At 66.3% G+C, this 19,535-nt stretch carries 16 protein-coding genes; 10 read left to right on the top strand and 6 right to left on the bottom strand.

The window, feature by feature from the left end; translation table 11 throughout:
• Nucleotides 1-70: 70 nt before the first annotated feature.
• The 4 genes from C489_RS11345 (at nucleotide 71) to C489_RS11360 (ending at nucleotide 4,163) form a co-directional block, all read left to right on the top strand.
• Nucleotides 71-322 carry an MTH865 family protein gene (locus C489_RS11345; RefSeq protein ID WP_006431398.1) on the top strand — a complete coding sequence of 84 codons (252 nt, stop codon included), beginning with the start codon at nucleotides 71-73 and terminating at the stop codon, nucleotides 320-322.
• A gap of 147 nt (nucleotides 323-469) precedes the next feature.
• Nucleotides 470-2,581 (top strand): bacterio-opsin activator domain-containing protein, encoded by a 2,112-nt coding sequence (locus C489_RS11350; protein WP_006431399.1) that lies wholly within the window; start codon nucleotides 470-472, stop codon nucleotides 2,579-2,581.
• Between the two features lie 247 nt (nucleotides 2,582-2,828).
• Complete coding sequence (locus C489_RS11355) at nucleotides 2,829-3,155, top strand: hypothetical protein (RefSeq protein WP_006431400.1); 327 nt, start codon at nucleotides 2,829-2,831, stop codon at nucleotides 3,153-3,155.
• 159 nt (nucleotides 3,156-3,314) lie between these two features.
• Nucleotides 3,315-4,163: a peptidase M10A and M12B matrixin and adamalysin gene (locus C489_RS11360; RefSeq protein WP_239642052.1), complete on the top strand. Its 849-nt coding sequence runs from the start codon at nucleotides 3,315-3,317 to the stop codon at nucleotides 4,161-4,163.
• A 7-nt stretch (nucleotides 4,164-4,170) separates the two neighbouring features.
• On the opposite strand, the gene C489_RS11365 is transcribed toward C489_RS11360, so the two are convergent.
• From C489_RS11365 to C489_RS11375, 3 genes are all read right to left on the bottom strand, one after another.
• Nucleotides 4,171-4,518: a winged helix-turn-helix domain-containing protein gene (locus tag C489_RS11365; RefSeq protein WP_006431402.1), complete on the bottom strand. Its 348-nt coding sequence runs from the start codon at nucleotides 4,516-4,518 to the stop codon at nucleotides 4,171-4,173.
• 339 nt (nucleotides 4,519-4,857) lie between these two features.
• The gene (gene otsB, locus C489_RS11370) at nucleotides 4,858-5,697 is read right to left on the bottom strand and encodes a trehalose-phosphatase (RefSeq protein WP_006431403.1); all 840 of its coding nucleotides are present in this window, start codon (nucleotides 5,695-5,697) and stop codon (nucleotides 4,858-4,860) included.
• Between the two features lie 3 nt (nucleotides 5,698-5,700).
• Nucleotides 5,701-7,422 carry an alpha,alpha-trehalose-phosphate synthase (UDP-forming) gene (locus tag C489_RS11375; RefSeq protein WP_006431404.1) on the bottom strand — a complete coding sequence of 574 codons (1,722 nt, stop codon included), beginning with the start codon at nucleotides 7,420-7,422 and terminating at the stop codon, nucleotides 5,701-5,703.
• 182 nt (nucleotides 7,423-7,604) lie between these two features.
• Between C489_RS11375 and C489_RS11380 the strand changes: the two genes are divergently transcribed.
• Entirely contained in the window at nucleotides 7,605-8,744 is a 1,140-nt protein-coding gene (locus tag C489_RS11380) for a M24 family metallopeptidase (protein ID WP_006431405.1), read from the top strand.
• A 230-nt stretch (nucleotides 8,745-8,974) separates the two neighbouring features.
• Here C489_RS11380 and C489_RS11385 read toward each other — a convergent pair whose 3' ends face one another.
• From C489_RS11385 to C489_RS11395, 3 genes are all read right to left on the bottom strand, one after another.
• Entirely contained in the window at nucleotides 8,975-10,180 is a 1,206-nt protein-coding gene (locus C489_RS11385) for an orc1/cdc6 family replication initiation protein (RefSeq protein ID WP_006431406.1), read from the bottom strand.
• Between the two features lie 1,222 nt (nucleotides 10,181-11,402).
• A complete protein-coding gene (locus C489_RS21885; protein WP_160163642.1) occupies nucleotides 11,403-11,579 on the bottom strand; it encodes a hypothetical protein in 177 nt (58 codons plus the stop codon).
• 222 nt (nucleotides 11,580-11,801) lie between these two features.
• Nucleotides 11,802-12,905: a twin-arginine translocation signal domain-containing protein gene (locus C489_RS11395; RefSeq protein WP_006431409.1), complete on the bottom strand. Its 1,104-nt coding sequence runs from the start codon at nucleotides 12,903-12,905 to the stop codon at nucleotides 11,802-11,804.
• A gap of 179 nt (nucleotides 12,906-13,084) precedes the next feature.
• Between C489_RS11395 and C489_RS11400 the strand changes: the two genes are divergently transcribed.
• The 5 genes from C489_RS11400 to C489_RS11420 all read left to right on the top strand — a co-directional run bounded on the left by C489_RS11400 (nucleotide 13,085) and on the right by C489_RS11420 (nucleotide 19,490).
• The gene (locus tag C489_RS11400) at nucleotides 13,085-13,843 is read left to right on the top strand and encodes an SCO family protein (protein WP_006431410.1); all 759 of its coding nucleotides are present in this window, start codon (nucleotides 13,085-13,087) and stop codon (nucleotides 13,841-13,843) included.
• A 1-nt stretch (nucleotide 13,844) separates the two neighbouring features.
• Nucleotides 13,845-14,435 carry a TlpA family protein disulfide reductase gene (locus tag C489_RS11405; RefSeq protein WP_006431411.1) on the top strand — a complete coding sequence of 197 codons (591 nt, stop codon included), beginning with the start codon at nucleotides 13,845-13,847 and terminating at the stop codon, nucleotides 14,433-14,435.
• Between the two features lies 1 nt (nucleotide 14,436).
• Nucleotides 14,437-15,165: a cytochrome c biogenesis CcdA family protein gene (locus tag C489_RS11410; RefSeq protein WP_006431412.1), complete on the top strand. Its 729-nt coding sequence runs from the start codon at nucleotides 14,437-14,439 to the stop codon at nucleotides 15,163-15,165.
• Between the two features lie 376 nt (nucleotides 15,166-15,541).
• Nucleotides 15,542-15,964 carry a universal stress protein gene (locus C489_RS11415; protein ID WP_006431413.1) on the top strand — a complete coding sequence of 141 codons (423 nt, stop codon included), beginning with the start codon at nucleotides 15,542-15,544 and terminating at the stop codon, nucleotides 15,962-15,964.
• A gap of 262 nt (nucleotides 15,965-16,226) precedes the next feature.
• The gene (locus C489_RS11420; protein WP_006431414.1) at nucleotides 16,227-19,490 is read left to right on the top strand and encodes a bacterio-opsin activator domain-containing protein; all 3,264 of its coding nucleotides are present in this window, start codon (nucleotides 16,227-16,229) and stop codon (nucleotides 19,488-19,490) included.
• The last annotated feature ends 45 nt before the right edge of the window (nucleotides 19,491-19,535 follow it).

Below are 19,535 nucleotides of genomic sequence, written 5' to 3' on the forward strand. Positions count from 1 at the left end.
AACCGGCGGCTCCGCTCCGTTCGCACCCACCTGCAGCTTTATTATTTCGGGCCCCAAATCGTGGTACGTAATGGCAGACGAAGCCGAACTCCGCGAGCAGATGATCGACGCCTTCGAGGACGCCGACTATCCGGTCTCGGGGCCGATGGACCTCGTTCCGGCGCTGCCGAACGGGCCCGGGACGAAGTTCGAATCCGGCGACTTCTCGATGACCGCGATGGAACTGAACACCAAGACCTCCGGCGGCGACTTTCCCTACGATAACGTTGAGTCGCTCGTCGACGACTTGCTCGCACAACTGCGAGAGCGAGGCGAGTTGTAACCCGGCCGCTCCCGGACGACGGCTCTCGGCTGCATCCTGCTGGCGGGTAACAAATGACCAGCAGGCTTTTATTCCGAATCCGTCTTGATAGAACGGAGTACGGTGACGGACGAAAACGGTCGCAACTGCGCGAACAGAGGGTAACGGATGACCGGGACAGACCGATCGGGATCGATCGTGGTCGTGACGGATACGCGAGCGGGAGAGAGCTATCTCCGCCCGCGCCTCGAGACGGCGACCGAATACGGCGTTCGAACGGTCCCCGCCTCGGGCGATCTCGAGGGTGCCCTCGGATCGGCACCGCCGAGCGAGAACGGCGATGGCGACGGTGCGATCGATGTGAACCCGGCGGGGAGCGAGACGGATGTCTTCGACGCCGGCGAGACCACGGCAGCGGCGGCGTCGTCGGCCGACGAAGAGGCGGTATCGACTCCACGTGCCGTCGTCCTCGAACTCGACTGTCCCGGCGAGATACAGACGGTCCTGCAGCGCGTCCACGCCGTGGGTCCGACTGTCCCGACGATCGTCGCGCCACGGGAGGGGAGCGAACGGCTCGCCACGGTCGCGCTCAGGGCCGATGCGACGGAGTACGTCCCGACCGAACGCGACGAGGACCCGATCGATCGGATCGTCTCGACGATTCGATCGCGGCCACAGCCGCCGTCGGACGGCGACGACGGCCGATACCGCCGCATCCTCGCCAACGAACTGCCCGACGAGGCCTTCGTCATCGGCGAGGACGGCACGTATCTCGAGGCGAAGGTCAGACCCGACTCGGCCGATCTCTACTCGATGACCGTCGACGACCTTCCGGGAACCCGACTTGAGGCTGCGTTCCCCGATCAGGTCGCCGCGAAGCTACAGGACTGTCTCGATCGGGCGATCAGGACCGACGACGTTCAGTCGGTCGAGTACGACGTGAAGACGACCGAGGGCCGCCGTCGGTTCGAGGGGCGCGTCGTCCCGATCGGCCAGCGAATTCAGGGCCGACGGGCCGTCGTCTGGCTGGCACGAGACATCACCGAACGGGTCCAGCGCGAGCGGAAACTCCGCTCGCGACAGGACCAACTCGAGACGCTCAACCGGATCAACGCGGTCGTCCGGCAGGTGATCGAGACGCTGGTCGAAGCGCCGGCCCGCGACGCGATCGAAGACGAGGTCTGTGAACAACTCGTCGACTCGGAGCTGTACTGCGGCTCGTGGATCGCCGAACGGACCGGCGACGGCCGACTGTCCGTCCGGACCGGAGCCGGCGAGGCCGAGACCTACCTCGACCGCGTGCGCGACCTCGAGGGCGGAGCCGAGCGACCGGTCGCGCGGGCGATCCGAACCGGCGAGATCCAGACGACGAACCGGATTCTCGAGGCAGAGACGATCCCGGAGCCGCTACAGGAGGCCGCCCGTGAGGACGATGTCCGGTCCGCTATCGCCGTTCCGATCACCCACGAGGACGCGACCTACGGCGTGCTCACCGTCCTCGCGAGTCGGGATGACGCGTTCAGCGAACGCGAACGGGCCGGATTCAGGCTGCTCGGCGAGACGATCGGCTTTACGATCATGGCCGTCAAGAACCGCCAACTGCTCTTTGCCGACACCGTCGTCGAACTCGAGTTCCGGATCGACGGCGGCGACACGTTCGCGTTCGATCTCTCCGAGGAGTACGGCTGTCCCTGCTCGCTCGAGTGGGCGGGCACCACGGCGAACGGACGGACCTTCCAGTACGTCACGATCGACGGGCTTGACGGCGAGACGGTCTGCAAAGCGGCGAGCGATCACGAGTCCGTCGAGGAGTGTCGGCTCATTCACGACGGCGAGGAGAGCTGTACGATCGAGATGCGGCTGTCGGAGTCGGGCGTCCGAACGCTGACGAAACACGGCGCGACGATCCGAGACGTCGTGGTCGAGGACGGCGTCGGGACCTGTCTGGTCGAGGTCTCGCAGGATGCCGACGTTCGAGAGATCGCCGAGGCGCTGACCCGCATCTACGAGAACACCGAACTCGTCGCTCGGCGGGAAGTCGACCGACCGGTTCGGACGGCGGCCCAGCGCCGGAGCCGAATTCTCGACCGGCTCACCGACCGTCAACTCACGACGCTGCGACTCGCCTACTACGGCGGCTTCTTCGAGTGGCCCCGCGAGAGCACCGGCGAAGAGATCGCCGAGTCGATGGACATCTCGCCGCCGACGATGCACCAACACCTTCGGAAGGGGCTCGAGGCGATCCTCGGCGAATTCTTCGAGGGTGGCGGACACAGCTAGGCGGCCGCGAACCGTCCTGTCGTCGGCGATTGCGCTGTACGAGCCCGGCGATCCGTGGCTCACGGGACTCGCGGTTCGATTTCGGGACCGAATTCAGGCTGGAGTGACTCTCACGTTTTCTTAAAAGTAGCCCATATGAACCCCAGTAGCGATGCGGGCGACGCCCGATCGATCGGGTAGGAATGACGACCGTCCGGGGGACGCAGTTCGGCCGTGGATGGCGGGGAGGCGTGGGGGTGAGATTGCCGTGGTAGCACTCCCGTTCGAGACTCTCTTCGAAGGTTCGAATAACCGATACTACACCGACTGGCAGGTCAGGCGGCGGCTGCGGACCGGCGCGTGGGCGCTCTGCATGCGACAGCGAGCGCCGGACCGGTGGCTGGTCGAAACCGAAGCCGAGGCGTTGCTCTCGCTGTCGCCGATCGAACCGGCCGAGTTGCCGACCCGACTCGAGATTCGCGTCGCCGACGATCGCGCTCGAGTCGTCGACCCTCGAGAGGGATCGCCGGCAACGAGATCGTGTCTCCCGAGACCCGCCATCGACCGGAACGAGACGGCACCAGCCGAGCGATAATACGTGTCGTCGTTCACCCGCGAACACTGGGTCTCGCCCGACCGACATCGGCCGNTCAGAGATGTGTATAAGAGACAGGAACGAGACGGCACCAGCCGAGCGATAATACGTGTCGTCGTTCACCCGCGAACACTGGGTCTCGCCCGACCGACATCGGCCGTGAAGCGTCGCGTGTTCCTCGGCACGGTCGGGTCGGCGGCCTCGCTCACCACGCTGGCGTACGCGACCCGCGACCCGAGCGAGACGCTCGCGGTCCGGATCTGGTTCTCGGAGCGGGCCGCGGGCTACGACGGGGTCGGCGACCGCGTCCACGAGTATCTCGGGGCGACGCTCGCCCTCGAGCACTGGAAACTCGAGGTCTCTCTTGGCGGCTCCGTCTCGGTCTCGACCGAGGACGCCGCGCGGCTCACCGCCCGCGGCGAGTGGCCGACGGCCGTCGCGGCGGGCGCGCTCGACCGCCGCGACCTCGAGCCGGTGGCGGATGCCAACCTGCTGGTGACCGACGGGGGGATGGAACGGGCACCGACCGGGTACGGAATCCCCCACATCGCCTCGGTCGGCGGGGCTCGCCACATCGCCGCCCTCGAGCCGTTCGACGAACTGGCCGGCGACGACGCGCGCTCGATCGTTCCGTACGCGACGCCGACGCGGTCGATCCAGGTGCTCGTCCACGAAATCGGGCACGCGCTCGGATTGGAACACGACCACGGCGTCGCGTTTCGCGACGGCGAGGCCGTCATCCCGACGCCGATGCTCGGAAGCTACGTGTGGGACCCGGCGTACGAGACCGACCGCCCGCACTGCGGGGCGGCGATTCCGAACACGGAGAACAGAACACGGAAACTCAGTCTTGCCTTTTCGTCGTGTGCCCGCCGCGACCTCGCGACCTACGAGGGCGGGCTCTTCTCGGACGGCACCCTGCAGAGAGTCGAGCCGAAGGCTCCCGGTGGCGCGGACCGAGACACAGCGCCGAACGATCGGCAACGGGATCGGGACGTACTCGAGTAGCGCGTCGTTACTCGTCGGCGTCGTCGTCCTCGCCGCGGGCGAAGCTAGCCTGTGGCTCGCCCTCCTGGTCCGTGCCGGCGTTTGGCCCTTCGATGAGCGCTTCGAAGTCGTCGACCTCGTCGTACTGGTCTCGGTACACCAGCGCCGCCTTTCCCGCGGAGGTGATCTCGTAGAGCCCGGACCGTTCGGCGGGGCCGATCTTGGTGACGAGCCCGTAGTCCTCGAGCACCGGCAGTCTGGTGTTGATGTTCTTTCGGCTCTTGCCCGTGTGGGCAGCCAGATTCGTTGCGACGTTTCGTCCCTTGTCCTCGAGCGCCTCGAGGATCAGGAAATCAGTTGGTTGGCGGAGTTTCACTCTCGTTCACTCTCGTACCGGTCTATATTTCCAGTGGTAACTAATACTTTCGGCTCGAGGCCCGCTGTTTTCGTCGGTTATTTCCATCCGTACTATTAAGTTGCTGTCCGACGTAGGTCTCGAGCGGGTGGGTCGAGCAACCCGCGACGGATCCCCCATCGTCGCACCCGAACCGAGCCCGGTTCACACCCGTTGCTCCCCGGTATCGGGCTCGGCCGCCACCTGCCCCTACTCGGCTCCCACCCCTCCCCCATCTGTCCTCCAATTGTCGGGTATTACAGCAGAGTGCCAACAGTACGGGCACTGGCGGAATCGCGCTGCCACGACCGGTCGCCGGTATCAGTCGGCGGTCGCAGCCGGCGGCTCATCGGCGGCGGCCAGTTCGGCCCCGGTCGAACCGAGCCACGAGAGAAACGACGCGACCTCGACGGGGGACTCGACCCGATAGGAGGCACTCGAGGGACCGGTACCACCGACGCGGATCCCGATCCCGTCCGGTTCGACCGCTCGAAACGCCGATTCGTCGGTGACGTCGTCACCGATGTAGACGACGGTCGTGGCCGGTGGCTCGTCGGCGGCGATCAACTCGACCGCGTTCCCTTTACCCCACGGGAAGTCCGGCCCGATCTCGAGGATCCGTTTCCCGGTCGAAATCTCGACGGCATCACCGCCGAAGCGGTCGACGACGCCGTGCGTGATCCGGCGCACGGTCGGTTCGGCGGCCGGCGGTACGGACCGGAAGTGAACCGTCCCCGTCAGGCGCTTGTTCTCGATCCGGCAGTTCGGGACCGACGAGAGGGCGGTCTCGAGGATCGAGCAGAGGCGGTCGATCCGGGCGGCGCGTTTGCGCGCGACCGGGTGGACGGCGATCGATCCGTTGCGGGCGAGTTCGAGCCCGTGGTTGCCGGCGTAGATCGCCGGGCCGTCGACGCGCTCGCGGACATCCGTCAGCGCGCGGCCGCTGACGACCGCCGTCGTTATCCCCGGCGTCGCCGCAAGGGTGGCCACCGCGTTTCGGTTGCGTTCGGTCGGCACCGCGGCGTCGGGATCCTCGACGATCGGCGCGAGGGTTCCGTCGAAGTCCAGACAGACGAGGAGTCCGGCGGCGTCCGCGAGCCGATTGTGGAGTTGCGGTCGTCGCTCCTCGAGCGGCCGCGGCTGTGACTCGGTTTCAGCCATCGATTATGCTGGGGGAGTCGGTTCTTTCGAGTCTGAATCCGAATCTGTGTCCGAGCCGGAGCCAGCGCTGTTTTCCGCACTCGCATCGCCCGTCCGGCGGTCGCCGTGGACGCGTCTGATCCAGTCGAACTGCGTGTCCATCCACGCCTCGATGTCGCCGTTGAAGACGCGCTGGCGAAGCGTGTTCATCCGCCGCCGGCGCTCGTACGGCGGCATCGAGAGCGCGTGCTCGAGTTGGGACGCGAATCCGTCGACATCGGTCGGATCGATCGTCAGGGCGTGGGAGCCAAAGCGATCGTGTGCGCCGGTCCGATTACTCAGTAGCAACGTCCCGTCGCCATCGACACTGGCGGCGAGGTACTCCTGTGCCACCAAGTTCATGCCGTCGATCAGCGGGCTCACGATCATCGTATCCGCGCGCCGGTAGAGTGCATAGAGGTCTTCCTCGGGCAGCACGTCCTCGGTGTAGACGATCGGTTGCCACTCGTCGGTCTCGAAGCGGCGGTTGATCCGCGTTACTTCGCTGCGGACGAGTTCGCCGTACTGCTCGTAGGTCTCGATCTCCGTGCGCGACGGTGTCGCCTTCTGGAGGAACGTAAAGTCGCCACGCCAGTCCGGGTTCCGCTCGAAGAACCGCTCGAGGGCCGCAAGCCGCTCCGGAATCCCCTTGCTGTAGTCGAGGCGATCGAGCCCCAACCCGAGCATGGTGCCCTGCTGAATCCCGTACTCGTCGAACAGGTCGGAAAGCCGGTCGGGATCGGTCGACCGCGCTCCCCGGTCGTACGATTCGGCGTCGACGCCCATCGGCGTCGCGACGACCCGGGTCGTCGTTCCCTCGTACCGGACCGTTCGGTGAGCGTAATCGACGGCTGCTCCGGCCAGGAACCGGTCGACGCAATCCAGGAACTGATCGGCGTACCGCTCGACGTGGAAGCCGAGCAGATCGTTGCCGAGCAGTCCCTCGAGGACGGGACCGCCGGCCGGGCAGTGCCGAAACGTCGACGGCGACGGCCACGGGATGTGCCAGAACTGCGCGACGGTCGCGCCGGCGGGGACCGACTCCCGGATCATCCGCGGCGCGAGCGCGAGGTGGTAGTCCTGCAGCCAGATCACCGAGTCGTCGGTCGCGTGGTCGGCGACCGCCTCGGCGAACCGCTCGTTGACCGTCCGGTACCACTCGAAGTCGTTCGATCGGTCCTCGATCAGGTCGGGAAAGCCGTGACAGAGCGGCCAGAGGACCCGATTGCTGAACCCGTAGTAGTAGGAATCGACGGCTTCCTCGGAGAGATCGAGGCGGCGCAGCGTGTAGGCTTCCTCGTCCGGCGGGACGGCGACGCAGTTCCGCTCGTCCGTCACGTCGAAGTCGGCCTCGCCGTCGCCCCACGCGATCCACGTGCCGTCGGTCTTCTTGACGACGGGATCGAGGCCCGCCGTCAGGCCGCCGGTCGGTTCGTCGACCGTGATCGATCGCGCGTCGGCCGTCGAGCGCGCGCCGCCGTCGGTCCCCGTCGGCGGGGAGCCGTCATCGCTCGCGGAATTGGCGTCCGCCGCCGAAGCGTCGTCTTCGTACTCGTGACGATACGGTTGCCGGTTCGAGACCACGATCAACGAACCGGGACAGCTTGGACCGCTCGAGCCGGATGCTTCGTCCGTTCGGCCGCGACCGTCGGCCCGCCGCTGTCGTTTGCGTACAGTCGTCGACGACAACCGCTCGGTAACTCGCATTCGCTGAAATAGCACAGCGTCCCGACGTGTTGCCTCGCGGCCTGCGATCGCCGGGGGGTTAATAGGTTCCCGCTAGTAACCGGGCTATCCGGACTGTTCGGTCTGCGTGAAAGTCACCGAGCTGGCTACCGCACTCACCTCCCAACCAAACGTTGATTTTCGGCTCGAGCGAACTCTCCCCCATGGAATTCCCGTTCGAGCGCCGGATCGCGGCCTGTCAGCGCCGACTCGAGCGCAATGGAGCCGATCTGGTCGTCTGCTTCCCGAGTCCGAACCTGACCTATCTGACCGGCTTCGAGGAGTCGCCGTCCGAACGGCACCTGTTGCTGTTCGTTCCCGACACCGGCGACCCCGCGCTGGTCGCGCCGGCGATGTACGAGGAACAGCTGTCCGAGCTTCCGCTTTCGGAGCTTCGACTGCGGTGCTGGACCGACGCGGACGACCCGCTCGAGGTCGCCGAAGACGTACTGGAGGCCTATTCGCTCGGCCCGGCGACCGTCCTCGTCGACGACCGGATGTGGGCGACGTTCACGCAGGATTTGCGGGAACTCCTTCCCGACGCCGAGTTCGGCCTCGCGAGTGCCGTCCTCGAGCCGCTGCGAATCCGCAAGGACGACGTCGAACTCGCGGCGCTTCGGCGGGCCGGCGACCTCGCGGACCGCGTCTCGCTCGAGATCCGCGCACGCGGGGACGACCTGCTCGGGATGACCGAAGCAGAACTGGCGAGCGAGATCGATCGACTGCTCGCCGCGGCCGGCGGTGAGGAGCCGGCGTTCGAAACGATCGTCGCCGCCGGCCCGAACGGTGCCCGGCCTCACCACCACGGCGGCTCGCGGGAGATCGAGGCCGGCGATCCGATCGTCTTGGACTTCGGCGCGTTCGTCGAGTCCGAACTCGAGGCCGGAACGGCCCGCTATCCCGGCGACCAGACGCGGACGATCGTCGTCGGCGAACCGCCCGCCGAGTACGAGCGGGTCCACGATATCGTCAGGCAGGCCCAACAAGCTGCGGTCGACGCGATCGAGCCGGGTGTCACGGCCGGCTCGGTCGACCGCGCTGCCAGAGAAGTCATCGAGGACGCCGGCTATGGCGACGCCTTCGTCCACCGGACCGGCCACGGCGTCGGTCTCGAGGTCCACGAACCGCCATACATCGTCGCGGGCAACGACCGCGAGCTCGAGCCCGGCATGGTCTTTAGCGTCGAACCGGGGATCTACCTCGAGGGCGAGTTTGGCGTCCGGATCGAGGACCTCGTTGTGGTGACCGAGGACGGTGCCGAGCGACTGAACGATACGCCGCGCGGCTGGGAGACTGGGCGCTGAATGGGAAGCTACCGCTGAGCGAGGAGTTATCGCTGAGTAGGGAGCCACCGCTGAGTGAGGAACTATTGCTGAGTAGAGCGACAGACAGTGTTCGAAACGGTGCGATGACTCGAGGCAGTGGAACGGGGACACCGGGTTTCCGGTGAAATGTCGGTTTGTTGCCCACTGAACGGTGGCAATCGCGTCGAAATGCCTCGACAAGCTTTGGCGTGGCTCGGCGGTTCGCGGCGCTAGGACTCGTCGGTCTCGACGAGGACCGTCCGCACGACCTCCGGATCCTCGAGTAACTGGTGTTCGGTGTAACTCCCCTCGGCGCTGCCGCCGCTCCGGCGGGCCTGCTCCAAGATGTCGAGGAACGCGTGTTCTTTCAGCAGGTCGCGCACCCGTCGGAGCGAGAGCGGTTCGGAGCGCTCCTGTCGGCAGATCTCCTCGTAGACGTCGTAGATCTTCGTCGTCCGGAACCCGTCTTCCTCGGTCGCGTTGAGCGAGAGCACCGCGAGCGCCTGCAGGACGTACCGCGAGTGCGGGGTCGAGCCGCGGATGAGTTCGCGGAAGCGATCGGTCTCGGCCCGCTCGCGGGCCTGCACGACGAACTCCTCGCGGACGGTCTCGCTGCCCTTCGACTGGGCGATCTCGCCGGCGTAACGGAGGATGTCGATCGCCTTCCGCGCGTCGCCGTGTTCCCGGGCGGCCAGCGCCGCGGCCCGGGGGATCACCGAGGGCTCGAGGACCCCATCCTTGAACGCGTCGCTGCGGGCCTGCATGATGTCCCTGAGCTGGTTTGCGTCGTAAGGCGGGAAGACGAATTCACGCTCACAGAGGCTGGACTTCACCCGCTCGTCCAGTCGATCCTTGTACTTGATCTTGTTACTGATGCCGATCACCCCGATCTTACACGACTCGAGTTTGCCGGCCTCGCCCGCACGCGAGAGTTGCATGAGAATGTCGTCGTCGTCGAGTTTGTCGACCTCGTCCAGAATCACGAGGACGACGTCGTACTGGGAGTCGAGTACTTTCCAAAGTCGCTTGTAGTACGTCGAGGTGCTGAGCCCCTTATCGGGGATTCGCACGTCGGTGCGCGCCGGTTCGTTCAGCGCGTGGGCGATCGTCTGGACGGCCTGGGTCTCCGTGTTGTCCTGTGCGCAGTCGACGTAGGCAAACGCCGAGGTGACGTCCTCGTCGCCCGCGACGCGGACGGCCCGTTCCGAGATGTACTTCGCACAGAGGGACTTTCCCGTCCCCGTCTTGCCGTAGATGAGGAGGTTGCTCGGGCTCTGGCCGAAGATCGCGGGGTTGACCGCGTTCGCGAGTTCCGAAATCTCGTCGCCCCGGCCGACGATTCGCCCCTCCGCGGGGAGGTGGTTGATCTCGAGTAGTTCCTTGTTCTCGAAGATCGGGTCGTCGCGCGTGAACAGGTCGTCGCCGGAACTCGACATGGTCGAACACCGGGTTTCCGGTGAAATAGTGTTTCCGTTTGGCAGCGCGGGCTCGAGTCCAAACGGAGACGGAGAGTACTGAGTCCTGAAACGGGTAGAATCGCCTGCTCAATTTTCAGTTGATTTGCTCGATTGGATTCACATGTGTTGACTGCCTCCGGTGATCGATCGGGTGTGGACACACACCGTGTTTCCGGTGAAACGGGAAAATGGCGGGTGAGGGGTGCAGTTGAAACGGGGGTTTGACCTTCCCAACCGAGAGAATAGGAGACGAGATCACCGACAGCGGCGGGAATCATCGATTACGACAGCATCGAATCCGGCTATCGGCTCGAGTGGACGGTCATTCTGACTCCCTTTTCCGAACCACTATTCTGATCTACTTAGTGGACTATAGACATAACATATACATATATGTAACTATAATAGATCGTGATCGGAGCGTCATTCGCGGATATCGATCAAGACGGAGGTAGTTAGAGAGCGGAGTCGATTGAATCGAGTTCTCGCAATCAGTTCGCTGTTCACAGCGGCGGTCCGTTGCCGGCTTTCACCGGAAACCCGGTGTGTGACCGCTGAATTCCCTGCGGAACGACGAGCCCTGACGGTTCGGTTCCGCTACATGCCGTCTCCCCTCTCACTACACCCCGAGATTTCTCGGGTGCCGTCTCACCCCACTCGCTGCTATCGTCCGACCCGCTTCGTGCCGTTTCACCGGAAACGTGGTGTGAGTGCAGTCGCTCCGAACGATCTCTGAGCGAATCGTTCGCTCGAGACTCGATTCCGTCTCCCGATCGCCGAAAACCGGATTCACCGGAAACACGGTGTGTCCGCCCGCGACGGACTCGTCCGTCGAGAACACGTTCGTCAGTGACGGGAATCCACCGGAAAGACGGTGTCCGCACAACTGGCTCTGGTCCCGCTAACCACAGTCTTGACTATCGAACCCGATCGCCGCGCACCTTTCACCGGAAACCCGGTGTGTTACACTGTCATGGCCTTACTTCCTTCCCGATCCGCGTGACTTTCACCGGAAACACGGTGTGGGGGCCTCGCGACGCCCGATCCGGAGATCTCCCTGGGTGACGTGGCGACTCGCGATACCGTTCACCGGTCGATCGGTGATCGGCCGGCCTTTCCCGCTCACCGGCCGACTCTGCCGAATAGTGCTCGTTCGGCGATGCGTACCGGACCGCATCCGGTCCCGGTTGCCCCGGGTCGCTCAGTAGTAGTAGAGCTCGAGTTCGTGACCGCAGTTCCGACACTGGGTTTCCTTCCCCAGCAGTCGGTTCGAGTCGCTTTCCGCGTGGATCCCCGGACCTGGGGGAACGGACGCGTCGACTGTTGCATCACACTCCGGACAGCCGATATGCATATCTGCGTGACCTGTGCGAGACATCGCTCGAGCGTATGCCGTGATCCCCGATAGTTATCGGAGCCGTACGGAATCACTGGCGCTCCCTTCCGATCGTTCGCGCACTATAGCATCGGATTTACGCCCCACACGCCGGAACCGAGTAGCGGTTCCCTTCGGCCGGTCGCCGGCCGTTCGACTCCGTCCGTGGATCGTTTCTCACTGAAAGCCGGTCTTTCCGGGTCGAAATCGACTGCCGCGGTGCGACTATACGGTGTACGTGATGTCTTCGAACTCGAAAAAGGTCGTCTCGTAGCCGTCGTGGCGGGAAACCTGCGGCGGCGAGTCGACGGTAATCGTCACGCGGTCCCCGGTCGCGAGTTCGTCGACCGCGAGCCCGTAGTGATACCCAATCTCGTCGTCGAGCGCCTGCGAAAGCGGTCCCTCGCCGACCACCATCCCGTCGCGTTCGACGGTCGCAGAGAGCGAGGTAAGCGGGAGCAGGACGTCGTTGTACGGCGTTCTAGGGGATACCGCCAGATACGAGCCGCCGTCGGCGAACCGATCGGCGTCGGTGACGAGTGCGGCAAACGCCGCGTCGCCGCTGCGCTCGGTACCCAGCGACTCGCCGGGAAGTTCCTCGAACGCGGGGGCCTGCCCCATCGGCGGCGGGCCGAGTTCGCCGCCACCGTCGCCGTGGTCCATCAGCGACAGCGCGCCCTCCTCCCCCCACCGATCCTCGTCGATCGTCTGGAACGAGAGGCCATTGATGTCCGACCGGGCGTACTCGAAGTCGACCTCGAGCGACCCCTGCGATTCCAGTCGCCCCTCGAAGCCGCCGGTACGCTCGAGGCTGCCCCCGACCGGACCGGCTCGAACGCGGACCGTGTACTCCCCCTCGCCGGGCAGTTGGACGTTGTCTCCGTAGTGAAAGCCCATCCGCTGGGAGATCATGGGCCACGGCGAAGAGATGCCGTCGTCGATCGGGGAACCGTCTTGTCGGATCTCGAGTTGCATGTCCGTCGGCAGAACGGTTCGTGTCTCGCGGTCCCAGACGGTAACCATGAGGTGCAGGCTGTCGTCGGTGCCGACCTCGACGAGTTCCGTCTCGTCGCCGTTGACGAGCCAAAAGCGGTGCGGGAAGGTATACGAGAGCGCGACCGCGTAGTCGCCGTCGGCGGCCATCCCGTAGCTCCGCATCTCCTCGCTCGAGGATGGGAGATAGACGGCGTCGGGGCGATTCTCCACGAGCGGCGGGTTCGCCCACGCGGATTCTTCTTCGAATCCGAGTCGCTCGAGACAGCCGGCGAGCCCGGCGGTTCCGACGGCTCCGATCCCGGCCGCGCCACGGAGGAAACCCCGACGATTCATTAGTGGTCGTTGGGAACCGGCGACAAAACGCCTGTTGGTTCACCGCTCGAACGGGCGGCAACGCCGCCGTCCTCGCTGGCCGACGAACGGTCCAGTCTCTCAGAGACACAGTCTCGTGACCGCTCTCCTTCGTGAATCGAACCAATGAACCTTTGATTCGGCGTTCCCACGATCCACATATGGACCGGCGGACATACCTCGGCACAGTCGGAATCGCAGGGTTGACCAGCGTTGCTGGCTGCCTCGGCGGGGTACTCAGCGGGGAGAACACGGGCGAGTCGAATACGACCCTCGGCAGCCCGGAGATGAACCGAGGCGATCCCTCATATCCGATTCACGGCGAGGAGTTTCCGTCGTTCTCGCTTCGGGACCCACTCGCGGAGGAGACTGTTTCTCTCGAGGACATCGTCGGCGAACGCCCGTTCGTGATCACGTACTTCTATTCGTCCTGCCCGGACGGCATGTGTCAACAGCTCCTCCAGCATCTCCATCGGATACAGGAAGACGCCATCGAAAGCGACTACGCGGACGAACTCGGGTTGCTCGCGATGACGTTCGATCCCGACCGAGACACCGCCGAACCCCTCCGAACGTACGGGACGCAGATGGGGATCGACGTCGATGCGGGCCACTGGCACTTCCTCCGCCCGTCGGACAACGAGACGGCCAAAACCCTCCTCGAAGAGACGTTCGGACTCCCGCTCAGGCGAGACGACGAGACGTCGGACGGGTCGGCGAACGAATCGACGAATGAATCGGCGAACGAATCGTCCGATACCGGTGGCGAGTACACGTTTACCCACTCCGCTCTCGTCCAACTCGTCAACGATCGCGGCATCGTCGAACGTGCCTACCCGAAAGCGTCCAACCAGCGCGACGGTGTCAACACGCAGGTGATGGTCGAGGACGTGCGAACGGTCGTGGGGGTGAACGAATAGGATGCGGCGACGTGACCTCCTCGCCGGTATCGGCAGCGCGGGCGTGCTCGTCGGCGGCGGTGCCGTCGCCGCGTTCGGTATCCCGTCTCCTAGCAACTCCACTAACGGGGAAAACGACTCCGACGACTCGTCCGGTATCGTCGGGAAGCGACGCGAACCCCTCGAGATCGAGACGGTCGACGCGCCCGGGAGCGAGGCCGGTACCGTTCGGGTTCCGGCGTCGGATCAGCCGACTTTCATCGACTTCTTCGCGACGTGGTGTGCGCCCTGTGAGAAACAGATGGACGCGCTCGTCGAGGCACACCAGCGGGTCGGCGACGAGGTCCGCTTTCTGTCCGTGACGAGCGAATCGATCAGCGATAGCGAACTCGCCGCGTGGTGGGACGAGCATGACGGCGACTGGACGATCGGCCTCGACCCGACCGCGGAACTCACCTCCCTCTACTGGGGGACGCCCTACCCCTCCGCCGTCTCGATCGACGCCTCGGGGCGCGTTCGGTGGGCCGAGACCGGCGTTAAGAGCGCGGACGAACTCGTCGCCGGAATCGAACGGGCCTTCGGGGACGGCGACACTGCCGACGGGGACGAGTAGCATGATCGATTCGGCGCTCGTGACGTCGATCTCGTTCGGATTGATATCCGGTGTTGCGACCTTTTTCTCTCCGTGTTCCTATCCGCTCCTCCCGGGGTACGTCGGCTTCTATGTCAGCCAGACCGAGGGCGATCGGGCGTCGCTGGGCGGTGCACTGAGTCGCGGGTTGGTCGCCGGTCTCGGTGTGCTCGTCACCTTCGGTGTCTTGCTCGGGGCGACGTTCTGGATCGGACACGAGACGCTGTCGGCCGTTACGTGGTTCGAACTCGTCGCTGGGATCGTCCTGATCGCGTTCGGGGTTCTGGTCGTCGTCGGCCGTGCGCCGTCGCCGTCGATCGCGCTTCCGAAGCGCCGCTCGAGCGTCCTCGGGTTCGCGATCTTCGGCGTCGGCTACGCGCTGGCGGCGGCGGGCTGTGTCGCACCGGTTTTCTTCGGCGTCGTCACCCGTTCGTTATCGCTCCCGACGACTCCGGCGGCCATCCTCCTCGGAACGTACGTCGGGAGTTTCGTCGTACTCATGGTCTCGCTGACCGTCGCGACCGGGATGGGGCTGGTCGCCAGCGCCGGCCGGCTCGCGGCCTACACTGGCACGCTCAAGCGCATCGCCGGTGCAGTCATGATTGCCGCCGGCATCGGGCAACTGTATCTCGCCATCGTCGTCCTCGATGTCATCAATGTCATCGATATCATCAAGCAACTGTATCCCGCCATCGTCGTCCTCATCCCCTGATCGCGGTGCGCAGAGACCACATTCGTCGTCCGCAACCGTCCGACTCGTCCGAAGCCGCCTGATCCCGTAACCGATATCGACAGACGGTATTGAAACTGCCATTTTCGACTATTACTCCAAACCATGAGTGTGATTGTTTTATCTCCGATCACGTACAGGGTCCGGTTCGTGAGCCGATATCGGTGCCCGAACTGCCTCGAGGAGTCGGGAGTGGAGGTCGATCGAGCGGTAACAGATGATGGGTTGAAGCGACAGTTCGAGTGTCGGAACTGCGAGCACGTCTGGGACGTGGTCTTCTGAGGATCGGGCCGTGAGTCCGGCAGGCAACGGCAGGTCAGGAACCTATCCGGCCGTCTCCCGAACGAGTACGCAAGCGATGTACCAGGATTTGCTGCTCGCGACGGACGGGAGCGACGCCGCCGACCGGGCGACCGATCACGCGATCGAACTGGCGAGCGGACTCGACGCGACCCTGCACGTCCTGTCCGTCTCCGAGGACGGGCCACAAGCCGGGAACAAGGAGGACAAGCTGCGTTCGGACCCGGAGAGCGAAGCCGAAACGGCCGCCGAACGCGCCAGAGACGCGGCGTCGCAAAACGGCGTCGAGGTGACCGCGGACATCCGACACGGCGTCCCACAGGAGCAGGTCGTCGACTTCGCGGAGACGAACCCGACCGATATGATCATCGTCGGGACGGCGGGCCGATCCGGGCTCGATCACCTGATCTCGGGTAGCGTCGCCGAGGAAATCGTCCGGAACGCGCCGGTGCCGGTCCTCACCGTTCGCGAACGTCCCTGACGTCCCGGGCCGATAGCGTGATCGAATCGGTGACGCGGACTCCTACTCCCGTGTTACTCGCGAGTACGAAACAGATACTTAATCGGCGAGCGACCGATGCGGCCGCTATCGTGGCCGCTCGTCTCGCTCGTCCCCCCGCCGGCTCACAGACACGGAGCGGTGAGACGGACCGATACCCTCGGCCGACGCTACCGGCTGGCTACGCGTCCACGCGTCTCGCCGTACTCGAGTCCCGGACGCGACCGTCCGAGGTGTTCTTCCCGTGAGCGACGGCACCGCGACCGTCGTCGGCGACGCGCTGTGCGTGCTCGTGGCCGGCGACTCCGACCCGGCCGACGACGCGATGGCCGCACTCGCCGCGCGGTTCGACGGCGTCTCGCTGCTCAGGGAGCGAACGCTCGAGGGAGCCCGCCAGCGACTCGCCGACCGGGAGGTACACTGCGTCGTCTGTCCGTTCGCGCCGACCGAGGACGGACCGACGCCGGCCGACGCGACCCTCGAGCGGCTCGCGGCCCGGGCCGACGACCGGCCGATCATCGCCGTCACGGACGAGACAGCTGCTGATCGGGCGCTCGAGGCCGGAGCGAGCGACGTCGTCGGACGCGACGAGTCCGCGGCGGTGCTCGCCGCACGCGTCGGGAACGCCGCCGAGCGGGAGCGGTATCGGCTGGTCGCCGAGCGCTCGGACCGCCGCCACCGGTCGATCCTCGAGCACGCCGCGGCGGCGGTCTGGGTCTGCGACGCCAACGGGGAAATCGAGTACGCGAGCCCGGCCGTCGAGTCACGGATGGGGTACACGCCGACCGAACTCGAGCGAACGACCATCACCCGGCTCGTCCACCCGGACGATCGCGAGGCGGTCCGCGAGACGATCGCGTCCGCCGCGGCGGCCCCGATCGGGACGACCGACCGGGTCACGTGCCGGCTGGGCCACGCCGACGGCACGTGGCACGTCGCGGACCTGGTCTGTACGAACCGGCTCGCTGATCCGGCCCTCGAGGGCGTCGTCGTCACTCGAACCGGTCCCGGAGCGGCGACCGACGCGACGGCCGGCAGCGACGACGCTCGAGCGGGGCTCGAGCGGCTCGAAGACGCGTTTTTCACCCTCGGCCCGCGGGGCGAGATCCGGTACGCAAACCGAGCGGCCGAGCGACTGCTCGCCGGCATCGCGGATCGATCGATCGACGGCGATATTCGGACGGGAACGGTCGTCTGGGAACTGCTGCCCGATCGGTTCGGTACGACGCTCGCCGATCGGGTTCGCGAGGCCGAGACGACCGAGTCGGTCGTCGAGTTCGAGCCGACCGATCCCGAACTCGAGGCCGATCTCTTCGTCGCCGTCCATCCCGGCGACGACGGCATCTCGGTCCACGTGCGGGAGTCCTCACCCGGTGCCGCGTCCGACGCGGCCGCGACTGACCGGGACCGCCTCGCGCTCCTCGAGTCGGTCGTCGATGCGTTAGACGAGGGCATCGCCGTCCTCGAGGGCTCGACGGTTCAGCTGGCGAATCCGGCCCTGCTGGACCTCGCGGAGACGGACTCGCTCGTCGGCCGGGACCTCGAGGTGGTGTTCGACGACGACCTCGCGGCAACGATCCGAGAGCGGGCTCAGTCGCCGGTCGTCAGGTGGATGGACCCCGTGACGGGCGAGTTCGCGACCGACGCGACCGCTTCGGTCGACGTGTTCGTCGCGCCCTTGCCCGATCCGGATCGAACGCTCTGTGTCGTCCGCGACAGGCGAGAGTCCCGCGCCGCCGCACTGTCGACGATCCGGCGGACCGTCGCGACGCTTCGCCGCGCCGAAACGCCGGCCGCTATTCGAGAAAGTGTCACCGACGCCGTCCGCGAGTGTGCCGACGCCGACGCGGCCGTCTGGTACCGCGCCGACGACGACCACCTCCGACCGGCGACCGTGACGACGAGAGAGACGACAGCGGAACGGGCTCCCGGCGGTGACGGGCCGGGGATCGAGCCATCACCGATCAACCCCGCCGACACGCCGTTTGCGGGACTCCTCGAGAGCGGCGAGCCGACCGTCTACGACCGCGCGGAATTCGGCGACGCGCTCTCCCGGGCCGGCCTCCGCGCCGAGCGACTCCTCGCCGTCCCGGTCGCGGATCGGGGGCTCGTCCTCGCGACGAGTACGGAGCCGATGGCGTTCGACGGGATCGAGACGGAGTCGCTCGAGATTCTCTCCGACGCCGCCGGGCCAGCGCTCGCGGCCCTCGAGTGCGCCGAGAGTCTTCGGACGTGCCAGCGCGACCGGGATCGAGTGCGGAGCGCCGCGGAGCGGGCCGAGCATGTGTGGGACGACGCGCGGACGTTGCTTGACGCCGACACGCGCGAAACGGTCGAGCGGCGGCTCTGCGAGGCGGTCGTCTCCCTCGAGCCGACCGAACCAGCCGACGGGATCGAACTCGCGTGGGTCGGTCGCGCGGACGACGCTCGCGAGCGGATCGTCCCCGAGACGTGGGCCGGTCGCGACGGCGAGTTCCTCGAGTCGATGACGGTGCCGCTGGATCGGGCCGCCGACTCGCCAACCGGAACGGCCGCGACGACCCGCGACCCAGCCGTTGTCGAGACCCTCGAGACGGATGCTGCCGGTCGGCCGCCGGATGGCGACGGGGACGATCGCCGCAACCGCCTGCTCGAGCGCGGGTTTCGGGCCGCGCTGCGCGTCCCGATCGAATCAGACGACCGACGGTACGGAACGCTCACGGCGTACGCGGGGCGGTCCGCGGCGTTCGACGACGCCACCCGCCGCGCTTGTGACCGCCTCGCGACGATCGCCGGTGAAGCGATCGCCGCGATCGAGACGAGACGCGCGCTCCTCGCCGACCGCGTCACCGAACTCGAGGTCGTCTGCCGGGACGATGCGGAGCCGCTCTCGGCGATCGCTCACCGGCTCGGCCGACGGGTCGACGTTCGGGCCGTGATCCCGCGGTCGTCGGGCGGCTCGACGGTGTTCTGCTCGCTCCCCGAGGCCGCGGTCGACGCGGAGAGGGATGCGGTTCGCGAGACCGTCGGCTCGCTGCCCGCGGTCGACTCGCTCTCGATCGCCGGCCGCGGGTCCGGTGAGACCGTCCTCGAGATCGGGCTGGCCGAGTCCGCCGAGCCGTCCGTCGCGCGGACGATCGCGGACCACGGCGGCGTCCTCCGATCGCTCGCTCCGGTCGACGACCGGACCAGGCTCACGATCGACCTCGGGGAGCCGGTCAGTGTCCGGTCGTTTCTCCGGGCGCTCGAGGCGATCCACCCCGGCACGGAACTGGTCGCGCGCCGGGACCGGGACCGGCCGCCGCGGGCGACGCGGCCGTTCGAAACGCTCGCCGCGGATCTCTCGGAGCGACAGCGTCGCACGCTCGAGGCGGCCTATTACGGCGGTTTTTTCGAGTGGCCCCGCGAGCGCACCGGCGAGGAAGTCGCCGAGTCGCTCGGCGTCTCACAGCCCACGTTCAGCCGGCATCTGCGGATCGCACAGCGAAAGCTGTTCACGCTGCTGTTCGACGGCCGCGGCGGCGAGTGAGCCGTCGGGGTCACTCGGTAGTCCGTTCTTACCGGCCGTTCGAGC

The organism is Natrinema versiforme JCM 10478 (genome assembly GCF_000337195.1).
Classification (GTDB): Archaea; Halobacteriota; Halobacteria; order Halobacteriales; family Natrialbaceae; genus Natrinema; species Natrinema versiforme.

Bases quoted from the DNA above. Each gene is read 5' to 3' on its own strand.
- C489_RS11345 (WP_006431398.1), top strand. From the start codon at position 71: ATGGCAGACGAAGCCGAACTCCGCGAGCAGATGATCGACGCCTTCGAG.
- C489_RS11350 (WP_006431399.1), top strand. From the start codon at position 470: ATGACCGGGACAGACCGATCGGGATCGATCGTGGTCGTGACGGATACG.
- otsB (WP_006431403.1), bottom strand. From the start codon at position 5,697: ATGGCTGAAACCGAGTCACAGCCGCGGCCGCTCGAGGAGCGACGACCG.
- C489_RS11375 (WP_006431404.1), bottom strand. From the start codon at position 7,422: ATGCGAGTTACCGAGCGGTTGTCGTCGACGACTGTACGCAAACGACAG.
- C489_RS11380 (WP_006431405.1), top strand. From the start codon at position 7,605: ATGGAATTCCCGTTCGAGCGCCGGATCGCGGCCTGTCAGCGCCGACTC.
- C489_RS11385 (WP_006431406.1), bottom strand. From the start codon at position 10,180: ATGTCGAGTTCCGGCGACGACCTGTTCACGCGCGACGACCCGATCTTC.
- C489_RS21885 (WP_160163642.1), bottom strand. From the start codon at position 11,579: ATGTCTCGCACAGGTCACGCAGATATGCATATCGGCTGTCCGGAGTGT.
- C489_RS11395 (WP_006431409.1), bottom strand. From the start codon at position 12,905: ATGAATCGTCGGGGTTTCCTCCGTGGCGCGGCCGGGATCGGAGCCGTC.
- C489_RS11400 (WP_006431410.1), top strand. From the start codon at position 13,085: ATGGACCGGCGGACATACCTCGGCACAGTCGGAATCGCAGGGTTGACC.
- C489_RS11405 (WP_006431411.1), top strand. From the start codon at position 13,845: ATGCGGCGACGTGACCTCCTCGCCGGTATCGGCAGCGCGGGCGTGCTC.
- C489_RS11410 (WP_006431412.1), top strand. From the start codon at position 14,437: ATGATCGATTCGGCGCTCGTGACGTCGATCTCGTTCGGATTGATATCC.
- C489_RS11415 (WP_006431413.1), top strand. From the start codon at position 15,542: ATGTACCAGGATTTGCTGCTCGCGACGGACGGGAGCGACGCCGCCGAC.